Raw genomic sequence first — 18979 nt, 5'->3', positions numbered from 1 at the left:
GAGCAGATACGCAGTCTAATCAGCTAAATATCGGATTTAGACTGCGTGTTTGCAGTCTAATCACCCAATTGGGTATGTTAGGTTGCGAGGAGTCAGTCTAATAAATAGTTCTGCCGCTTGTGTTTTGGGTTATGGCAGTCATTTGAAGCGAATCTGCTGGTGTCTAAATCCAAGTTGTTTCGAGGCTATAGGCGAGGTAAAGCTTTAAGATTCTCAGTAAGTATTAAATTTCATTTGGTGTCTTGCCATCCAAGATAAGTGCATATACACTTAAAATCATGAAGAAACTCACTAACTCAATCAACTCATCTGAATTCGATCGAGCGGTTTCAAGAGGAAACCCTTAGACAACGGCGTATGGATGAGATGCTTGCCTACTTGACGGAAACAACTGCACTCATGCGCTAAGTCTAAAAATTTTCCATTAAACGTGCATATACACTTAAATGTCCTTTGCTTTCATTCAAAACACCACGTTAAGGGTTCAAAATGATGAAACATCCCACCATATTAGTTACAGGTGCCACTGGTAAGACAGGCGGTGCCATTGTCGAGCAATTGGTAGCAAAGGGGTATCCGGTTCGCGCGCTCGTGCATCAACATGACGCAAGGAGTGAACGGCTCAATCGCTTTGGCGTGGAAACTATCGTCGCAGACATGTTCGATCCCCACCAGTTGCTGGATGCTATACGTGGAACTCAACGCGCTTACTATCTGCCAGTTTACCATACCTATGCGATCCAGAGTGCAGTAGCTTTTGCGATCGCCGCAAAAGAGGCAAAGCTCGAAGCGATCGTTCAGATGGGGCAATGGCTGTCGCACAGAGCGCATCCAGCCATCATGACTAGACAGACCTGGCTGATCGATCGTCTGTTCGCACAGATTCCCGGTGTCGCCCACACGATCGTCAATCCTGGTCTGTTCGCAGATAATTTCCTTCGCACGATCGACTATGCAGCGTTGCTGGGAATTTACCCAGTGTTAACAGGAAAGGGCAAGGCAGCACCTGTCTCCAATGAGGACATCGCACGAATAGCGGTCGCTATCCTGATGCAGCCCGATCGTCATGCGGGAATGAGCTATCGACCGACGGGACCAAAGCTTCTGTCTGGGAGAGAAATGGGTGAGATTATTGCTAAAGTCGTGGGGCATCACGTCATACCAATCAACTTGCCGTTCTGGATGTTTCGCAAAGTCGCTCAACAGCAGCGTGTTAATCCACTGGAGATCAGCGGCTATCGCTACTACATTGAAGAGATGAAGCGGGGCACATTCGAGATCGATGGCGGTGTCAATGATGTGGTTAGAAAACTGACGGGAACCCCAGCCGAGAGCTTCGAGACAACCGCCCGTCGCTATGCTGCTCTGCCATTCGCCAGACAAACGTTTAGCAATCGGCTGAAGGCTTTCACCAATTTCATGCTCACGCCCTTTTATCCTGGCTACGATTTGGAGCGGTGGGATCGACAAAAAGGCTTTCCGATGCCTCCCAATCCTAGCCTTTCTGGTGACGACGATCGCTGGAAGTTTGAGCATAGCCCACAAGTTAATCATCGGTCTGGGTGAAAGCATTTCACCCCCTAACGCTCATAAACTGACTTTAAAGTGCTGCATAACTCTATCTGACCATGCATTCAAAAAGAGGTAATTTTCAATGACTGAACCAATGATGGACAATGCTGGAGTAATTGCTTTTCCACCAGCACTTTACGCTGGAACGTTAACGATCGGGTTGCTACTCAATGTCGTTTTTCCAATTGGTTTGCTGCCTCGCCCTGTAACATTGGTTTTGGGGCTAGTGGCAGTTATTTGTGCAGGAGCGATCGCAATATCTGCTTTACGGGCAATGAATCGCGTAAATACGGCAGTTAACCCTTCGCAGCCAACAACAGCAATTGTTTCAGACGGCGTTTTTAGTTTGAGCCGCAACCCGATATACGCATCATTTACGCTGCTGTACATCGGCATCGCTTTACTGAACAGTGCGATCTGGGCATTACTGCTGCTGCTGCCTCTGTTAGTCATTGTACAAATCGGAGTTGTTCAGCGCGAGGAGAATTACCTAGAACGGAAATTCGGTGATGAATACCTGCACTACAAAGCACGAGTGCGTCGATGGATTTGAATTGACTATTCAAATCATTCTGCTGTTTTGTTAATACATGTTGGGGCATAGTTTTAGAGCAATTTACTCAGTGTTCGAGTCAGTCTACAGCTTTTGAACTGGTTACTGCGCGATGAAAAGAAAGCAACTCCAAACTTGCAGGAGGATTGTCAAATAGAAAGGTTAGTGGTGCCAGCGGCAGAACAATCCCAACGCACCGGAACAATGTCAAGTGGTCAGTGGGTTGCCAAGGGGATCTGTGTCCGGTGATTGGAACCGTTGTAGTTAGGTTCTGCAAACTCATTGGTGTAAATTGTGGTGAACTACACTAAAGCTATCTTTGAGGAGCATTCATGAAAGCGATTGTCTGCACAGAATACGGATCGCCGGAGGTTATGCAGCTAAAGGAGGTAGAAAAACCTACTCCCAAGGACAATGAAGTATTGATAAGAATACATGCGACAACAGTAACGTCAGCGGATTTGCGCCTACGAAAGGCTGACCCATTCGCCGTACGATTTTTCTATGGTTTCATAAAACCTAAAAAGAACGCGATCCTGGGGAGCGAGCTAGCTGGAGAAATTGAAGCGGTTGGCAAAAATGTAACGCAATTCCGAGCAGGTGATAAGGTGTTTGCTGGAGCGGGGATCGATCTTGGAGCTAATGCCGAGTACATATGCTTGCCTGAAGCAGGAGCGATCGCCATCAAGCCTACTAACATGACCTATGAGGAAGCCGCCGCCATTCCTTTTGGGGCAACAACCTCACTGATTTTCCTGAAAGATAAAGGGAAGATTCAGAGCGGACAAAAAGTTCTGATCTATGGGGCTTCTGGAGCGTTAGGTACGGCTGCCGTGCAGCTTGCCAAGTACTTTGGCACAGAAGTGACTGGGGTATGTAGTACGGCAAATTTAGAATTAGTGAAATCTTTGGGAGCCGACGCGGTTATCGATCGCACTCAAGAAGATTTTACAAAAAGCGGTAAGACCTACGATATTATTTTTGACACGGTAGGCAAGAGTTCGTTTTCAGGTTGTCTGCGATCGCTCAAGAAAAAAGGCATTTATCTCAGAGCTGTCCACATAAATCTGTCCCCAATACTTCGAGGACTATGGACTTCAATAACAAGCAGCAAGAAAGTTATAGGTGGGATAGCAATTGAGCGTAAAGAAGATCTAATTTTCCTCAAAGAGTTGATTGAGGCGGGAAAGATAAAATCAGTTATAGATCGGCGTTATCCATTGGAACAAACTGCCGAGGCTCACAGGTATGTCGAACAAGGACACAAACAAGGAAGTGTCGTCATAACTGTGAAGCACGATCGCCAAACCTGAGCAAGACTTAAAGTGAGTACTAAATCCACTCTATTTTTCTTCTGTGGAAAAATGGCTGCGGGAAAATCTACCTTAGCCAGACAAATAGCCAAAGAATACAACGCGATTCTTCTCGTTGAAGACGAGCTACTTGCCCAACTTTACCCTGACGAAATTGTCGATGTCCCAAGCTATATTAAATACTCGCCACGTCTTCGGACTGCGATTTCATCCCATATTAGCGATCTTCTCTCCAGAGGAATATCGGTCGTTCTAGATTTTTCAGCCAACACAATCAACCAACGCAAGTGGTTTCGCGGATTGTTTGAGAAAGCTAATGCAGCCCATAGGCTATACTTCATTAGCGCAACTGATGACCTTTGCAAACGTCAATTAAAAGAGCGAAGTAAAAATCAATCGGAATCAGCTTTTGCCAGCGATACAGTTTTTGAGGAGATAACCAAATACTTTCAGCCTCCCTCCGAGGATGAGCAATTTAATATTGTCGTCTACGATCGCTCCTGAATATACGCGATACAGCCCTTGTGAATTATCTATAGCAAGGTGATAATTTAGTGGCGATCGCTCCCTCGTGCTATCCATAGTTATGCAGCAAGATTTTCAAGCACTAGCTGAATTGTACAAAAATGCTCTCCTCAACGACGTAATTCCGTTTTGGGAACGACATTCAGTTGACTGGCAGCAAGGCGGCTACTTTACCTGTCTCGATCGCGCGGGGAAAGTTTACGATACTGACAAGTTTATCTGGTTGCAAAATCGCCAAGTCTGGATCTTCTCCATGCTGTATAACCAACTAGAAAAACGTCCAGAGTGGCTCAAAATCGCCGCAAACGGCGCAAATTTTCTAGCAAAACACGGGCGAGATCCTGAAGGAAACTGGTACTTTGCTCTCGATCGCGCTGGTAATCCTTTGGTACAGCCATACAATATCTTTTCCGATTGCTTCGCGGCAATGGCATTTAGTAAATATGCCTTAGCTTCGGGAGAAGACTGGGCAAAAGATGTAGCCTTGCAAGCTTACAACAACGTCTTGCGCCGCCAAAATAACCCCAAAGGCAAATATAACAAAGCATATCCTGGGACGCGATCGCTCAAATCGCTAGCAGTACCGATGATATTAGCCAACTTGTCCCTAGAAATGGACTGGCTGCTACCCAGCGATCGCCTAGAGGAAATTTTAGCCGCCACCGTGCGCGAAGTCATGACCGATTTTTTAGATGGCGATCGCGGGTTAATGTATGAAAACGTGACTCCCGATGGTTCCCATATTGATTGTTTTGATGGCAGGCTGATTAATCCTGGTCATGGGATTGAAGCTATGTGGTTCATCATGGATATTGCCCGCCGCCACAACGATCCGAAAACGATTAACCAAGCAGTTGACGTAATCCTCAACATGCTCAATTTTGCCTGGGATAACGAATACGGTGGCTTATACTATTTTATGGATGCTGACGGACATCCTCCTCAGCAGCTGGAATGGAATCAAAAACTGTGGTGGGTGCATTTAGAATCATTGGTAGCACTGGCAATGGGATATCGCCTGACGGAACGCGAAGCATGTTGGGAGTGGTATCAAAAAATGCACGATTACACTTGGTCGCATTTTGCCGATCCTGAATATGGCGAATGGTTCGGCTACTTAGATCGCCAGGGACAAGTCTTATTAAACCTTAAAGGTGGCAAATGGAAAGGTTGTTTCCACGTTCCCAGAGCGCTCTATCTTTGTTGGCAGCAGTTATCGACCAGTGACCAGTGACCAGTGACCAGTGACCAGTGACTCCCGACTCCCCTCACAGATAAGAGAAAAACTAAGTTAGTCTCGATACAGATTTTTACTGAGCGGTTTTAGTACCATTAAATAAATTAAAACTCTAATCTAATCAAGCACAACTAAAATTGAAATTAGAAGTGGTGCGAATTAGGTTAGTGCGTGTCTGCAATATACGTATTTATTTACCGACCTATGGAGTGTAGAAGTTTACTCAAACCTCGCGCTTGTTTTGACAAGCTAAAGCTATGCTCTGCCTACGATTTTCTCCTATTGCAACTGCTATATTGCTAGTAACAGCCCCCTTGGGTCAACCAGTTTTAGCTCAAACAGAAGTCAACCCTGGTATAAATAAAATCTCAACAGTTGAAAGTTCACAGAAGCGAACGATCGCCCGAGGAAATGCAGAAATTTTAGGCACGATAGAACTAGAAACCACAACAAAGCGATCGCCTGCTTCCGCCAAACTGCCAGCCCCTAGAGCAATCCAAATTAAGCCAGTACAAAGAGATTTATTTACCCCTAGACCAGTTACACCAGCAGAAGCAGATGCAACAATTGACCGAGGGATTCAAGTCATTATCGATAACCCGTGAATGAGCAAGTCGGTAGTTTAGCGAGTAGTCAGTGACGGTTGGGGAGTGGTGAGGAATTAGTATAAATTCTTTCCTGCCCCCTACCCGAAACCTACCTATTCGCTACTTACCTGTATACAATTTTACGGTTAAGATCTGCTGCTATCTCTAGACAAGTTTACAAAATTTTGATAAGTTCCTGTTTTAGGGGTGTAAGTTAACACCTGAACAAATATAAGCTAGTAAATACAAAACCCAATTTTACTTCCACGGTGGAAAACTAGAAAAAGTCAACTATCAACAACTACAACCAGATATTTTTTACTTTAGCTGAAATTTATAGATGAAAACCGTTTTAGTTGTTGAAGACAGCCCGACCGATCGACGGTTGATAGTGGCTTTATTGCAACAAGTTGGCTTAAATGTGGTTTGTGTTGACTCGGCAGAATCTGCTTTGCACTGGTTGTCAGCCAACCACCGACCAGATCTGATCGTATTAGATATTGTTATGCCTGGGATAAGCGGACTCGATTTATGTCGCCAACTGCGTGCTAGTCCGACATTTGAAGATATATCAATTATTTTTTGTTCCTCGAAAGATCAGGAATTCGATCGGTTTTGGGCTTTACGTCAAGGAGGAGATGCTTATATTGCTAAACCTTTTGCACCACTCGATCTAGTCCAGACAGTGTGTAGTCATCTCAGTTAGTCACCGCATTCCACTGCCTAGTTGGCTCTAATGCTCACCGAATACTTTCACATTCAGCTATCGCCGGGAATCGAACTGTTATTACCGTTGGAACAGACGGTAGGTGTAGTAACCTTGACGCTAGAGCAAATTTGCCCCATCCCTGGCGTAGCATCAACATTGTTAGGGGTAGCAAATCAGCGCGGTAAGTTGTTGTGGATACTAGATTTAAGCGGGTTGTTGGGGCTAGTTAGTTCGGTCAGAAATGCTCATGCCAAGACCAACTTAACTCTTGTCGTGCTGAACGGGAGCGGTCATGTGACAAGAGAGCAAGATTCGCGGCAAGTCGGCTGTGTGGTGTCGCTGCTCAAGGGAATTGTATCGCTCGATCCGCAGCAATTACAGCCCGTACCGACAGAATTTCCGCCAGCTTTAAAGCTCTATGGCATTGGTGTTGCCCAGATCGAACGCCCCGTAACTATCCTGAATGTGAATGCTATTTTTACGGCTCTATCCACCTGCGATCGCACCTCAGTACATCCATGACAGCATCTAGCAAAAGTTATCCAAATCTGCCCACGCCACAGCACATTGCGGCGCTAGCAGCAGAAGTCGAACGCGAACCAAAAGATTTGGTGAATAAAATTACGCTCGCGAATGCCTTAGAGCAGACGGGAGATGCGATCAAAGCTGCCGCATTTTACCGAGAAGCGATCGCGCAAGATCCCGATGGGATTTACGGCTCTGTGGCACGAAAGGCGCTGGAAACTCTAGAAAAATCTGATGGGTGGCAAGAGGCGAATAGCTCGGAAACGGGCAAACCACTGTCAGAATCCAAATTAAGTTTGGGGGAGGAGCTGGAAAGCACTGTTAGCCCACAGTCACTCATGCTGAGAATGAGAGTAGCTGGCAGTAGAATCACTAACGTCTGGCAACACTTCAACTTTCGCACCAAACTCGCCATTGTTTTAATAATTAGCACTGCCCTACCAATCGTCGTCATCACGCAAGGAATTGTCGCAGTTACCCGAGACACCTTACTGCAAAAAGCCAAGCAGTCTTTACAAAGGGATGGGTCGTATTTCAATGAAGACTACGTGATGTGGAGCGTAGATGAGGCGCAGACAGAGGCAGATACGATCGCTCGGCTGGTCGAAACTTTGAAGATCGATTTGAACAGTCAAAGCCAAGTCAGCGCGTATCGACAGCAATTGCAAACTTACATGGAAAGTTTAAAAGTCTCCGATGAAAGCGACTCGGTAGAAAAAAACTTGAGAATTGTCACCGATGCTCGGGGCAGAACGGTAGCCCAATATATTCAAACCTTATCCCCAGAATCGTTCAACCCCTCCGCCGAACAACTTCAACTCTCACCGCAATATCAGCCCGTGTCCTTGCCCTTGGGGATAAATGTGGCAGATATTCCCATCGTTCAAAATGCCTTGCGCACGGGCAAAACGCTGCAAGGCATGGAGTTGTGGAAGGGAGATTTTCTCAAACGTTTGGGGCAAGACAAACAAGCAAATATCAGGTTACGGTCGCCAGCTCAAGCAGCACAGCCTTCAACTGCAAGTCAATCCAGCATTGATGGTGGGAAAGCTGCTTTAGTAGGTGTCGTCGTTCACCCCATCAAAATCGACAATCGAGTCGTAGGCACTGTCATTGTCGGCTCGCTGGAAAACCGCAACTTTTTAAATAGCGATAGTATAAAACAACGGGTGGGCATTCCCCTCTCAGCAGTCTATGCTCAGGACTGGCAAATTTCCTCTAACATTCCGGCTGGCGACGGCAAAACCCGAGATATCGGTACGCGATCTCCTCAAGCTATAGCCGCCACCGTTCTCGGTAAAGGACAAGAATTTATTACTCAAACAACGATTGCCGGTGCAGAATACCTGGGCATATACCAACCATTGTACGACCACCAGCAAGAACTCAATCCGACCAAAGCCAAGCCTGTAGGCATGACCTTTGTAGCTCGCCCAATGTCAGAATTAGACGAGCTGCTTGCCCAACAGCAAAAAACAGCCTATGGAATTGGAGCGGGAATGCTATTAATAGCAGCATTGATGGCAATTCCAATTGCCAGTACCTTTGCCCGCCCGCTCAGACGACTAGCAGAATTCGCTCAGGCAGTAGGTGAGGGCAAGCAGGGAGAGAGATTAGAAAATTCTCAGCGCGGCGACGAAATAGGCATTCTAGCGCGGCAATTGAATGCGATGACGGCAAACATTGAAGCGAACCTAGAGGCAATGCGCATCTCAGAAACCCGCCAGCGTCAGGAAAAAGAAAGGTTACAGCGGGGCATGATAAACTTGCTATTAGAGACGGAAACAGTCAAACACGGCGACTTAACTGTTAGAGCTAAAGTCTCGCAGGGGGAAACAGGCGCAATTTCTGATGCATTTAATACAGTTATTGCCAGCTTGCGCGAGATAGTCTTGCAAGTTAAATCAGCCGCAGAACAGGTGCAAATTTCAGCAGTAGACAGCGAAGCTTCTGTAGAAAAACTTGCCTGTGAAGCCAACACCCAAGCCGAAACAGTGGCAGAAGCATTGACTTCGGTAGAAGAAATGGAACAGTCGATTCAAGCGATCGCCAGTTCCGCCCAAACCGCCGCCACCATTGCTCGTCAGGCACTAGGTGCAGCCCAAGATAGCGATCGGACGATGGACGAGACTGTCAATAGTATGGAAACACTCCGCGCTAATGTTTGGGAGACAACTGTAAAAGCCAAACGGCTAGCGGAATCTTCCCAAGAAATTTCTAAAATCGTCAGCATTATCTCCACAATCTCTGAAAAAACCAACGTCCTCGCCTTCAACGCCGCGATCGAAGCAACTAGAGCAGGAGAAAATGGTAAAGGCTTTCGCCTCGTAGCTAACGAAGTCAGACGCTTAGCAGAAAGAGTCACAGACGCAACTAAAGAAATTGACCGATTGGTGCGAACTATCCAGCAAGGAACCAGCGATGTGCTAAAAACGATGGAAGTTAGCAACGCCTCTGTAGCAATAGGAACCCAACTGGTGACAAAAACGAAAACTAACTTGCAAGATATGGCACAGATCGGTCAAGAAATCGACCAATTGTTGCAATCAATTTCCGTGCGGACAGTTTCTCAAGCAGATAACTCCTGTATGGTCAATCAAACCATGCAAACAGTAGCAGCGATCGCCCAAACAACTTCGACCGAATCTGCTGCCGTGCTATCTACGCTACAGGAACTCCTTGAGGTCGCCCGCGAACTCCAACTTTCCGTGTCCCGATTTCGAGTAGAAGATTAACTATGGTGCTGGATGCTGCAAGCTTAGAGGCAATTACTCAAGAAATACGCACTTGCTTCCTGTACGAAGATGCCCCAGACCAATTGTCAGTTTTGGAACAGGGAATTCGCCAGTTGCAAGCAACAGATCCCGAGGTGAATTTGAGCGGGTTATATTCCACCATGCTGCGGGCAGCTCATTCCCTTAAAGGTGGAGCGGGAATCGCTCAATTTACCACCCTGAGCCGCCTATCTCATCACCTAGAAGACCTATTACAAGCCTTACAGCACGAACGGGTAGAGCAGCAGGAGTTAGCCTATGAGTTGATCTCCCTGAGCATCGAACAGATCGGTAGCTTGATTGTCACTGCGATCGGCAATCCCGAAGGAGTCGATCGCTTAGAAGCAACGACCTTACTACCTACAACAACAGCAATTGAAAATTTTTTGCAATCGCTGCCACCGATTACTAGAACTGAGCCAACTGGAGAAGAATTTTCGCTTCCCAACTCCCAAACCTTCAATCCGAGCGCACCGCATCCTCCTACTGATTCCCAACTCCTAAACGATTCCCTAGCGATCGCCTCCGGCATCCGCAGTTTAAATTTAAAAATACCCGTATCGCGACTGGAGCGGATCGATAACACCATCGGCGAGTTGTTTATCAGTTACGAACGGTTATCTTTGTACCAAGAACAGCTGCATCAGGTCGATCTGACGTTAAAACAGCGGGCTGCCCAGCTCAACCCTCTTAGCGAAGACATGCAAGCTCTTTACAACCAACTTGCTGCACTTGGCAGGAAAAGCAGGGGAAAGAGAGCTGAGGGAGCTGAGGGAACTGAGGAGCTGAGGGGCAGAGGGGTAGAGGGGCAATTCAAAATTCAAAATTCAAAACTAATTCCGAATTCCGAATTCCGTCAGCCGAAGGCGAAGCGAAGCGTTATTCCGAATTCCGAATACTCCTCACGCACCACGCACCACGCACTACTCAATTACCAACTACCCACATCTAATTCTTTCCAAGAATTGCAAGAACTGATCGTCCAGGTGCAAGAAGCTAGGGCGGATGTGGAATTTATTTCTCTAGAAATGCGGGAAGCTTTGGTAGAGTTACGCCAGCAACTCGACGATTTACGCGGAGATTTAACCGAGTCGCGCCTAGTCAAGTTTGGCAGCTTGGCAAACCAGTTTGCTGCTGCCCATCAATCATTTAGCCAACGCTACGGCAAATCCGTTCAGTTGACGATCGAAGGACGGGAAACCACGATCGATCGGGCGATCCTCGAACAGTTGAAAATTCCCCTGTTGCATCTATTTCGCAATGCTTTCGACCACGGGATCGAATCTTCTTCAGAGCGGCAGGCAAGTGGTAAATCTCCCATAGCGCGGATGAGTCTGATTGCTGTAACTGAAGGTAATCAACTGATTATTACTCTTGCCGATGACGGGCGCGGTATTGACTTGACCGCAGTGCGACAACGAGCTGAAGCACTCGGACTGTGCGACTCAACTGCTGTACTCTCTTCAGAGCAAATTTTGGAATTTTTGTTTCGTTCTGGTTTTTCCACCTCCACCACAGTTACGACTTTATCAGGGCGCGGTTTAGGACTAGATATCGTCCGCCTGCAAGTCGAGCGCTTGCGCGGCACGATTGGCGTGGAAACTACGGCAGGGCAAGGGACTAAGTTTAGCATTAGCATTCCCATGTCTTTAAATATTTTGCCGCTGCTATTATGTAAATGCCAGCAGCAAACCTTGGCATTTCCTGCCTCTCAGGTTAAAGAGGTTATCGTCTTGTCGGAGTACGCGACGGGATTGCAGCATGGCAGCACGATCGCTTGGCGTAATCTCCCAGCTCGACTGTACTATCTGCCACAGTTTTTACCTTACCAATGGCGGCGCGGGGCGATAACTTCGCTAAGCTTCGCTAACGCTACCGAACTAGACCAACGTTTGGGAATCGTGTTGGAGATTGAGGCAGAGACAGTCGTGCTGGCTGTAGATCAGATGTTGGGAGAGCGAGAATTAGTTCTCAAGCCTTTTGACGCTACAGTGAAAGTTCCGAATTACCTGCTCGGTTGTACGGTGCTGGGTACGGGGGAAATCGTTCCCGTTCTCTCACCCGATCGGTTTCAAGAACTGCTATCTCAGTTTTCGGTCGCACCAGCAACAATTCGTCAAGAAAGCAGCCGACAGGAGACATTTTCAGCTACAACTGAAGAGATTCCCAAAATTTTGATCGTAGATGATGCGATCGCATTTCGGCGAATTTTAGAGCGGATCCTCACGGCAGCAGGGTATAAAGTAGTACAGTGCCGTGATGGGCAAGAGGCTCTAGAAAAGCTCTCTTCCTCAGAGGAACGCTTCGACCTAGCCATCTCCGATCTGGAGATGCCCCGCGTAGATGGGTTATCCTTACTACGGGAAATCCGTGCTTCCTCCCAATGGCAAAAACTCCCAGTCATCGTATTGACCTCGCGGGAAAATCAGTGGCATCGGCAAACAGCGTTCGGTCTGGGTGCGACGGAGTATTTTACCAAGCCCTTTTGCACGGACGACTTACTGCAAGCGATCGCCAACCTCTTGCCAGTCACTACCCTTTAACTTGTCAATGTTTGCTGCATGATTCGGATTTTGCTGGTAGACGATCAAAAACTGATTCGCCAAGGGCTGAAAGCATTGCTAGAACTCGATCCTGAGATGGATATTATCGGCAGTGCTAGCGACGGTCAAGCGGCGATCGAACAAGTAGACATACTCAACCCCGATATCGCGCTGATCGATATTCAGATGCCTGGAATGGACGGAGTGACAGCAACGCGCATCATTTCCGAACGCTTTCCAGCCACAAAAACGATCGTTCTTAGCGGCTACGACGACGAGGAATACTTAGCTGAAGCGTTGCGTTCTGGAGCCAAGGGTTATCTGTTGAAAGATACCCCTGCCGAAGAACTGGTCAACGTGATTCGTGCCGTACACAAAGGATACACTCAAATTGGTCCTGGCTTACTGGAGAAAATTAGCGGAAAAATTACAGGGCGGAATACCGAGCGCATCCAAGCGATGCCAATTACCAAAACGACTGTAGCTACGGAGACTAAGGTGCTGTCGCTATGGCAACGTCAGGTAGAACAACAATTAGATCGTTTCGATCCTGAGTCTCTATCAGAAACGATTCACCTTGCCATCAGTCAAAATTGGGTAGAAGAATTGCTAGCTTACGTTAAGCAACAGCTGTGGGAAAAACCGCTCAATTTATCTGCTCTTTACCTAGCTGGCGTTTTATCGTCTCAGAGCCACTCACCAGACCGCAATGCAGCCTTAAGACATCTCGGTGTCGGCTTTCAAGCAGGAATTGACCAGAAATTGTCGTCTGATGATTTACTGTTATTTTACCAAGCAGGCGTAGATGTCGATCCAGCTACTGCCTTTAACTGGTTGACCCATATCAATGCTCCTTGGAACCAGAACCAAGATTTATCTTTTTTACTTACAGAAGCTTTGCGCTTATTTGGCAATAGCTCCCAACCTTATCGCACTTTATTAGTCCTAAAACAAATCAGGGATCTTCGTGCCGTCAGTGAAAACTGCAATGCTTTGAACGAGAAAATCATTACTCTTCGTCAAAGTTTGGCGCAACTGAAGAATTTTGGATAATTTATTTAAAGTCCGAATTAAAGCCTGAGTCAAAAAAATCTTATGAAAACTAATTTGACCGAACTATTGTCTGTGGAACAAGAACTAACAGAACTGCGCGATCGCCTCAAACAATCATTTGCTGTCTTAGATTCACTCACACAAATTCCAGCTCAATTCGCCGCTCTAGGGCAATCATACCAACAATTACAAGCAAATCTAGAACAGGTCAAAGCAAATAAAGCAGACCTCATCAACTTAGAAACAGATGTTAACTTACGTCTAGCGGCGATCGAAACTGCAATTGATGTCCGTTGGCGAGAATTTAAAGGAGAATTAACACATTTACAAGACGAACTCGGGAGCGCGGATATTCATTTAAGTAACTACAATGCCGAACTCGCCAAGCAAGTCAGCGAATTACGGGAAGAGGTATCAAAGCGACTGAAGCATTTTTGGCAAGAATGGACGGCTGACGAGGCAACGCACACGGCAATTAGCGAAATTGTCGATACTAAATTAAATGCAGAATTAGAAGATTTTATTCAAAAATTAGAGCAAGCTGGCTTTAGCCCCCAATATTTTGAAAAACAACAAAACCTTGAAACAGAATTGCGTCTGACGCAATCCTCTTTGCGCGATACCGAGCGCCAGTTGCAAATGATCCGCAACTTTACTACGATCACTGGCTTGACAGTTGCGATCGCCCTTGGGTTAACAATCGTACAATTGCTGTCGCGCTGAATAGGGAGTAGGGAGCAGGGAGCAGGGAGTAGGGAAAGACAAGGGGGACAAGGGGGACAAGGGGGACAAGGGAGAATAACTATAAATGACCAATGACCAATGACCAATGACAAATAACAAATTGCAGCGGCGGGAGTTGCTGCTTGGTGCAGCGGCTTTGGCGGCTGGAACGATCGCTAGTCAATGGCAGACAAAAACGGCGATCGCGAAACCGAAATTCTCCCAGTATCCGTTTAAGTTGGGCGTGGCTTCCGGCGATCCACTGCCAGAGAGTGTCGTCATTTGGACCCGCCTCGCACCCGATCCGCTGGAAGGTGGCGGGATGCCTGCCGAATCGGTTGTCGTCCAGTGGCAAGTGGCAACTGATGAAAATATGCGACAAATTGTTCAGCAGGGAGAAGCGATCGCCACTCCAGAATTCGCCCATGCCATCCACGTTGAGGTAGAAGGGTTGCAACCCGGACGTTGGTATTGGTATCGATTTCAAGCAGGGGATGCCGAAAGTCCAATTGGACGCACGCGCACCGCTGCCGCACTGAATGAGGCACTCGGACAACTAACTTTTGCTTTTGCTTCCTGTCAAGATTGGCAGAACGGTTATTATACGGCACATCAAAACTTAGCCAAGGAAGATGTGGAGCTAGTTGTCTTTCTGGGTGACTACATCTACGATGGCGGCTCTCGCACCGATAGCGTGCGATCGCACCGTACTCCCGCTGCTGTTAGTCTTGCCGATTACCGCAACCGCTACGCTTTATATAAAACCGATCCCAACCTTCAAGCGGCTCATGCTGCCTTTCCGTGGATCGTGACTTGGGACGATCATGAGGTACAAAATAACTATGCAGGCGATCGCTCTGCCTTCGGCGACTCGCCATCGGCTTTTGGGCGGCGGCGGGCAGCTGCTTACCAAGCGTATTACGAGCATATGCCCTTACGACGCGATCGCGCACCCCAAGGCTCTCGGTTGCAGCTCTATCGGCGCTTTACGTTTGGTGACTTAGCTGAATTCAATATTTTAGATACACGCCAGTATCGGACTCAGCAGCCCTGCGGCGGCGGATTTAAATCTCGCTGTCAGGAAGCTTTCGCTGCTAATGCAACGATGATGGGACACCAGCAAGAACAATGGTTATTTCGAGGCTTAACTCGCTCCACAGCACGGTGGAATATTCTTGCTCAACAAACCGTACTCGCTCAATTCGATGTCGATCCGCGCTCTCGTTCGGAGTTATTTAATCTCGATCAGTGGGACGGCTATGTCGAAGCGCGTCAGCGATTGCTGAAATTTCTATCACAACGCCAACCTGCTAACCCCATCGTGATTACAGGCGACGTGCATTCCAGTTGGGTACACGACCTCAAACTTGACTTTAAAAATCCTAATTCCCCCACCGTTGGCACTGAGTTTGTCGGCACTTCTATCTCTTCCAATTTTCCCAAGCAGTTTATTCCGACGGCAACGATCGCGATGAGCAGAAACCCCCACACCAAATTTTTTAACGGAACTTACCGGGGGTACGTTCGATGCCACTTGACACACGATCGCCTAGTAACCAACTATCGGATTGTCTCAACCATCCGCCAACCCGAAGCCAGTGTGAGAACGCTTGCTTCATTCGTCGTGGAGAACGGGAAATTAGGGGTGAGGAGCTAGGAGTAAGTGGTACGTGAGGAGAATTCGGAATAACGCTTCGCTTCGCCTTCGGCTGACGGAATTCGGAATTCACTTTCGTTGTTTCTTTGCCTTGCTAGAACGACGAAGTTCTTTGTTTTCCCGATCGCGACGACGGCGATCGCGCCATTCTACCAGTGTCAGGTAGCCGATACCACCAGTGACCGCTAGTAAAAGACCAAACGCCGCGATCGCCAGAATGTTGAAAACTGGTATTGTATCCACGGGATTTATTACAGTCCGTTACGACCCCAAACGACCATAGCAATAGACCAAGTAAAAGTTACCAGCAATCCAACCCAACCCAGTGTCAAAATAGCGTCCATAACAATCTGTTACAACAAATTCACAAAACAACTCTAGTGTTAATCATACTAGGAATCAGTTGTCGGTTATCAGTTATCAGTGAATAGTGGCTAGTGGCTAAAATCTTTTCTAGTCACTAGCCACCAGCCACTCATCAACAACCAATTCTCTTACGCTTCGATGACCACACGCAGGTTACCGCGTTTTTTGACCACGCGACAGGCGGTCGTATTGCCAGCACGCTCGAATTCTAGGTCGAGTAAGGTAGGACCGACACGTAGATTGTGTATGGATAGGCGATTGATCGAGTCTGGTAAAGCCGGATCGATGATTCGCAAGCAATTATTTGGAGCATCAGGTACGAGATTGATAATTGTTTGCAATAACTGAAAAATTGTTCCCGTTGCCCAAGCTTGGGGAGAACAAGCCACGGGATACTGGACGGGAGAGCGATCGCCATTGCGTTCGTAGCCGCAGAATAGTTCTGGTGGACGCTGGTAGGGTTGCTGAACTGTCATATCGAATAACCCCTGAAATACGTCCAAGGCTTGATCCACTAGCCCAAGCGATCGCAGTCCCAGCACGATCAGAGAATTATCGTGAGGCCAGACCGAACCGAGATGGTAGCCCATCGGATTATAGGCAGGGGATAAACTGCTTAAAGTGCGAATTCCCCAACCGTTAAACATATCTGGCGCTCGGAGCCGTTCGGCAACGCTATAGGCTTTTTCAGGTGTAAAAATGCCTAGATGCAAACAATGCCCGGGATTAGAGGTAATACTATCGACTGGTTTGCCTTCCCCATCCAACGCCAATGCGCAAAAATCTTGGTCAGACAGCCAAAAATCGCGATTAAATTGAACTTTCAGCTCTCTGGCTTCATCCTGCCACTTTTCGGCAAGATCGAGCCGCTTCTTCATCCGAGCAATTTCTGCCAGTCGCACTTTTGCGGCGTAGACATAAGCCTGCACTTCGCATAGAGCGATCTCTCCTGTGGCTAGTTCTCCTTGACGATTAACTATACAATCGCCAGAATCCTTCCAACCTTGATTGGCTAAACCTCCGCGTGACTGGCGGAAGTAGGATAAATATCCCGTTGGCTTGAGGCGGCGATCGATCCAATCCATTGCTGCTAAAGCATTTGACCACAAACGATCTAGGGTTTCTAAGTCGTGAGTCCAGGCAAAGTATTCGGCATAGAGCATTAACCACAAAGGAGTAGCATCGATCGTACCGTAATAAGGCGTATGGGGGATTTCATGGCAACGTGCCATTTCTCCCATGCGGATTTCATGTAAAATTTTGCCTGGTTCTTCTTCCCGCCATTCATCCTCAGTTTTGCCTTGATAAGCTGCGAGTAAAATCAGAGTTTCGCGGGCGATCGACGGATTTAACATTAAAGTTTGAGCCGCCGCGATCAGCGAATCTCGTCCGAATAGAGTAGAAAACCAAGGTACGCCAGCGGAAACAGTTTTATACTTGCCAAAAGATTGCCGTAGCAAATACATGTCTTGCTCGGCTCGCTCGACGACATGATTGAAATCAGCTTTGTCAGAGCGAATTTGCGTGCTTTGCTGACACCAGTGCAGTTCCTCTGAGTCTTCCGCTGCTCTTGCTTGGACTAATGTATTGGGAGCGTGAACGGTAGAAGCCGAGCGATCGTTAATTGTCATTGACAATCGATAACCGAGCTTTTTGGTTTCGTGGGAAGCCAAGTCTAGCTGCCAAATTGCCGTATAGCCTTTGAATGAATCTGGCTGAGTGTGTTGGAACTGCAACCGCGATTCCATGATGGAATTATCTAAACCCTGATAAGCAAGGGTGAGTGTTTCTGGACATTGGTAATTGGTAATTGGTAATTGGTAATTGGTAATTGCTCCCTTGTCTTCCTTGTCTCCTCTCTCTTTCTGTCTTCCATCTACTGCGGCAAGCCGTAGCAATTTACCGCGCTTTTCTCGATTAAAGCCGCGAATTTCAAATAAATCGACAAAATCGGCATCAAAACTCAGGCTAATAGAAACGCTGACGGCACTCGTGCTGTAGTTGGAAATTTCTATTTCTTCAAATAGTGCTCCATTCAAAACCAGTTCGCGACGAATGCCCAGGGTGTCAGCTTTCAAGCGATTGTCTACTGTAGGATTAGTACATAAGACAGAAAGGGAAAACCCTTTATCGGCAGTACTACTGAGTAAAACAGGCGATCGCCCCTCAATCTGTAATTCTAAGCGACTTAGAAATCGGCTATCGCAGCAAAATAACCCCATGCTAGCTGCACTATCATCGCTATAACAGCCGCCAGCAATATTTCCTAGCGTATCTGTCACCAAAAATAGATCGTCGTCTTTAATCGTCAAAGTCGGCTGTGGTCTTTCGCTCAACACGCAGGGCCATTCTGGAATTGGCAATTGTTCTGCGGGAACGAATACTCTACCACTTATTTCTAATCTGTCTTGCGTTGCTATCGTATCCAGTGTCATACCAAAGGCTTTTTGCTGTTATAGGTGTGCGACCCAGTTTTATTATTATCAACCTTCTTAGTAGAGCCTGCGATCGCAATTTTTTTATTGGCTTTACTACTTTCAGCAACAACTTTTTCTCTATGACTTTTGCGCTTAAAGTTGCAGCTTATATCTGTAATTTCTATAAGCGTCAGCAATAATTAATTACACTAATTTGAACAATGTGAATTATTGTAAACAGATTTTAAATAGAAATACAACTCATTAAAGATGTTTGCGATAAAGTTAAAAAATCTTAGCTTTCAATCCAGGGGTCAACTCATAAAGTAACAAAGGCAAACAGTTGTCAGTTGTCAGTTATCAGTGACTAGTGGCTGGTGGCTAGAATCGTTTCTAGTTACTAGTCACCAGCCACCAGCTACTCA

16 protein-coding genes are annotated in these 18979 nt (G+C 46.9%); 13 read left to right on the top strand and 3 right to left on the bottom strand.

The features are described from left to right. Window positions 1–489 precede the first annotated feature (489 nt). From H6G17_RS22665 to H6G17_RS22605, 13 genes are all read left to right on the top strand, one after another. A complete protein-coding gene (locus tag H6G17_RS22665) occupies window positions 490–1566 on the top strand; it encodes an NmrA family NAD(P)-binding protein (RefSeq protein WP_199316932.1) in 1077 nt (358 codons plus the stop codon). Window positions 1567–1654: 88 nt separating this feature from the next. Next, window positions 1655–2125: an isoprenylcysteine carboxylmethyltransferase family protein gene (locus tag H6G17_RS22660; RefSeq protein WP_192160875.1), complete on the top strand. Its 471-nt coding sequence runs from the start codon at window positions 1655–1657 to the stop codon at window positions 2123–2125. Between the two features lie 332 nt (window positions 2126–2457). Further along, window positions 2458–3438, top strand: a complete 981-nt coding sequence (locus H6G17_RS22655; protein WP_192160874.1) for an NAD(P)-dependent alcohol dehydrogenase — start codon at window positions 2458–2460, stop codon at window positions 3436–3438. Between the two features lie 12 nt (window positions 3439–3450). Next, complete coding sequence (locus H6G17_RS22650) at window positions 3451–3942, top strand: ATP-binding protein (RefSeq protein ID WP_192160873.1); 492 nt, start codon at window positions 3451–3453, stop codon at window positions 3940–3942. An 82-nt stretch (window positions 3943–4024) separates the two neighbouring features. Then, window positions 4025–5197, top strand: a complete 1173-nt coding sequence (locus H6G17_RS22645) for an AGE family epimerase/isomerase (protein WP_192160910.1) — start codon at window positions 4025–4027, stop codon at window positions 5195–5197. Between the two features lie 260 nt (window positions 5198–5457). Continuing rightward, the gene (locus tag H6G17_RS22640; protein WP_192160872.1) at window positions 5458–5805 is read left to right on the top strand and encodes a hypothetical protein; all 348 of its coding nucleotides are present in this window, start codon (window positions 5458–5460) and stop codon (window positions 5803–5805) included. A 322-nt stretch (window positions 5806–6127) separates the two neighbouring features. After that, the gene (locus tag H6G17_RS22635; RefSeq protein WP_015156687.1) at window positions 6128–6493 is read left to right on the top strand and encodes a response regulator; all 366 of its coding nucleotides are present in this window, start codon (window positions 6128–6130) and stop codon (window positions 6491–6493) included. Window positions 6494–6523: 30 nt separating this feature from the next. Beyond that, window positions 6524–7018 (top strand): chemotaxis protein CheW, encoded by a 495-nt coding sequence (locus H6G17_RS22630; protein ID WP_192160871.1) that lies wholly within the window; start codon window positions 6524–6526, stop codon window positions 7016–7018. Further along, on the top strand, window positions 7015–9756 hold the full coding sequence (locus tag H6G17_RS22625) for a methyl-accepting chemotaxis protein (RefSeq protein WP_192160870.1): 2742 nt from the start codon (window positions 7015–7017) through the stop codon (window positions 9754–9756). Before H6G17_RS22630 ends, H6G17_RS22625 begins: the two co-directional genes overlap by 4 nt. A 2-nt stretch (window positions 9757–9758) precedes the next feature. Then, a complete protein-coding gene (locus tag H6G17_RS22620) occupies window positions 9759–12338 on the top strand; it encodes a response regulator (protein WP_192160869.1) in 2580 nt (859 codons plus the stop codon). Between the two features lie 18 nt (window positions 12339–12356). Beyond that, the gene (locus H6G17_RS22615) at window positions 12357–13391 is read left to right on the top strand and encodes a response regulator transcription factor (protein WP_192160868.1); all 1035 of its coding nucleotides are present in this window, start codon (window positions 12357–12359) and stop codon (window positions 13389–13391) included. 42 nt (window positions 13392–13433) lie between these two features. After that, window positions 13434–14114 (top strand): hypothetical protein, encoded by a 681-nt coding sequence (locus H6G17_RS22610; RefSeq protein ID WP_192160867.1) that lies wholly within the window; start codon window positions 13434–13436, stop codon window positions 14112–14114. Window positions 14115–14220: 106 nt separating this feature from the next. Then, the gene (locus tag H6G17_RS22605) at window positions 14221–15771 is read left to right on the top strand and encodes an alkaline phosphatase D family protein (RefSeq protein WP_192160866.1); all 1551 of its coding nucleotides are present in this window, start codon (window positions 14221–14223) and stop codon (window positions 15769–15771) included. A 69-nt stretch (window positions 15772–15840) separates the two neighbouring features. Here H6G17_RS22605 and H6G17_RS22600 read toward each other — a convergent pair whose 3' ends face one another. The 3 genes from H6G17_RS22600 to H6G17_RS22590 all read right to left on the bottom strand — a co-directional run bounded on the left by H6G17_RS22600 (window position 15841) and on the right by H6G17_RS22590 (window position 18572). Next, window positions 15841–16014, bottom strand: coding sequence for a hypothetical protein (locus H6G17_RS22600; protein WP_158265857.1), 174 nt, complete (start codon window positions 16012–16014; stop codon window positions 15841–15843). Between the two features lie 8 nt (window positions 16015–16022). Beyond that, on the bottom strand, window positions 16023–16115 hold the full coding sequence (gene petN, locus H6G17_RS22595; RefSeq protein WP_015156680.1) for a cytochrome b6-f complex subunit PetN: 93 nt from the start codon (window positions 16113–16115) through the stop codon (window positions 16023–16025). Window positions 16116–16265: 150 nt separating this feature from the next. Then, window positions 16266–18572 (bottom strand): amylo-alpha-1,6-glucosidase, encoded by a 2307-nt coding sequence (locus H6G17_RS22590; RefSeq protein ID WP_192160865.1) that lies wholly within the window; start codon window positions 18570–18572, stop codon window positions 16266–16268. Between the last annotated feature and the right edge of the window lie 407 nt (window positions 18573–18979).

This window comes from Chroococcidiopsis sp. [FACHB-1243], assembly GCF_014696895.1.
Taxonomy (GTDB): Bacteria; Cyanobacteriota; Cyanobacteriia; order Cyanobacteriales; family Chroococcidiopsidaceae; genus Chroococcidiopsis.
Note: the sequence above shows the minus strand (reverse complement) of the source record. Positions and strands in the feature narration are given on the sequence as shown.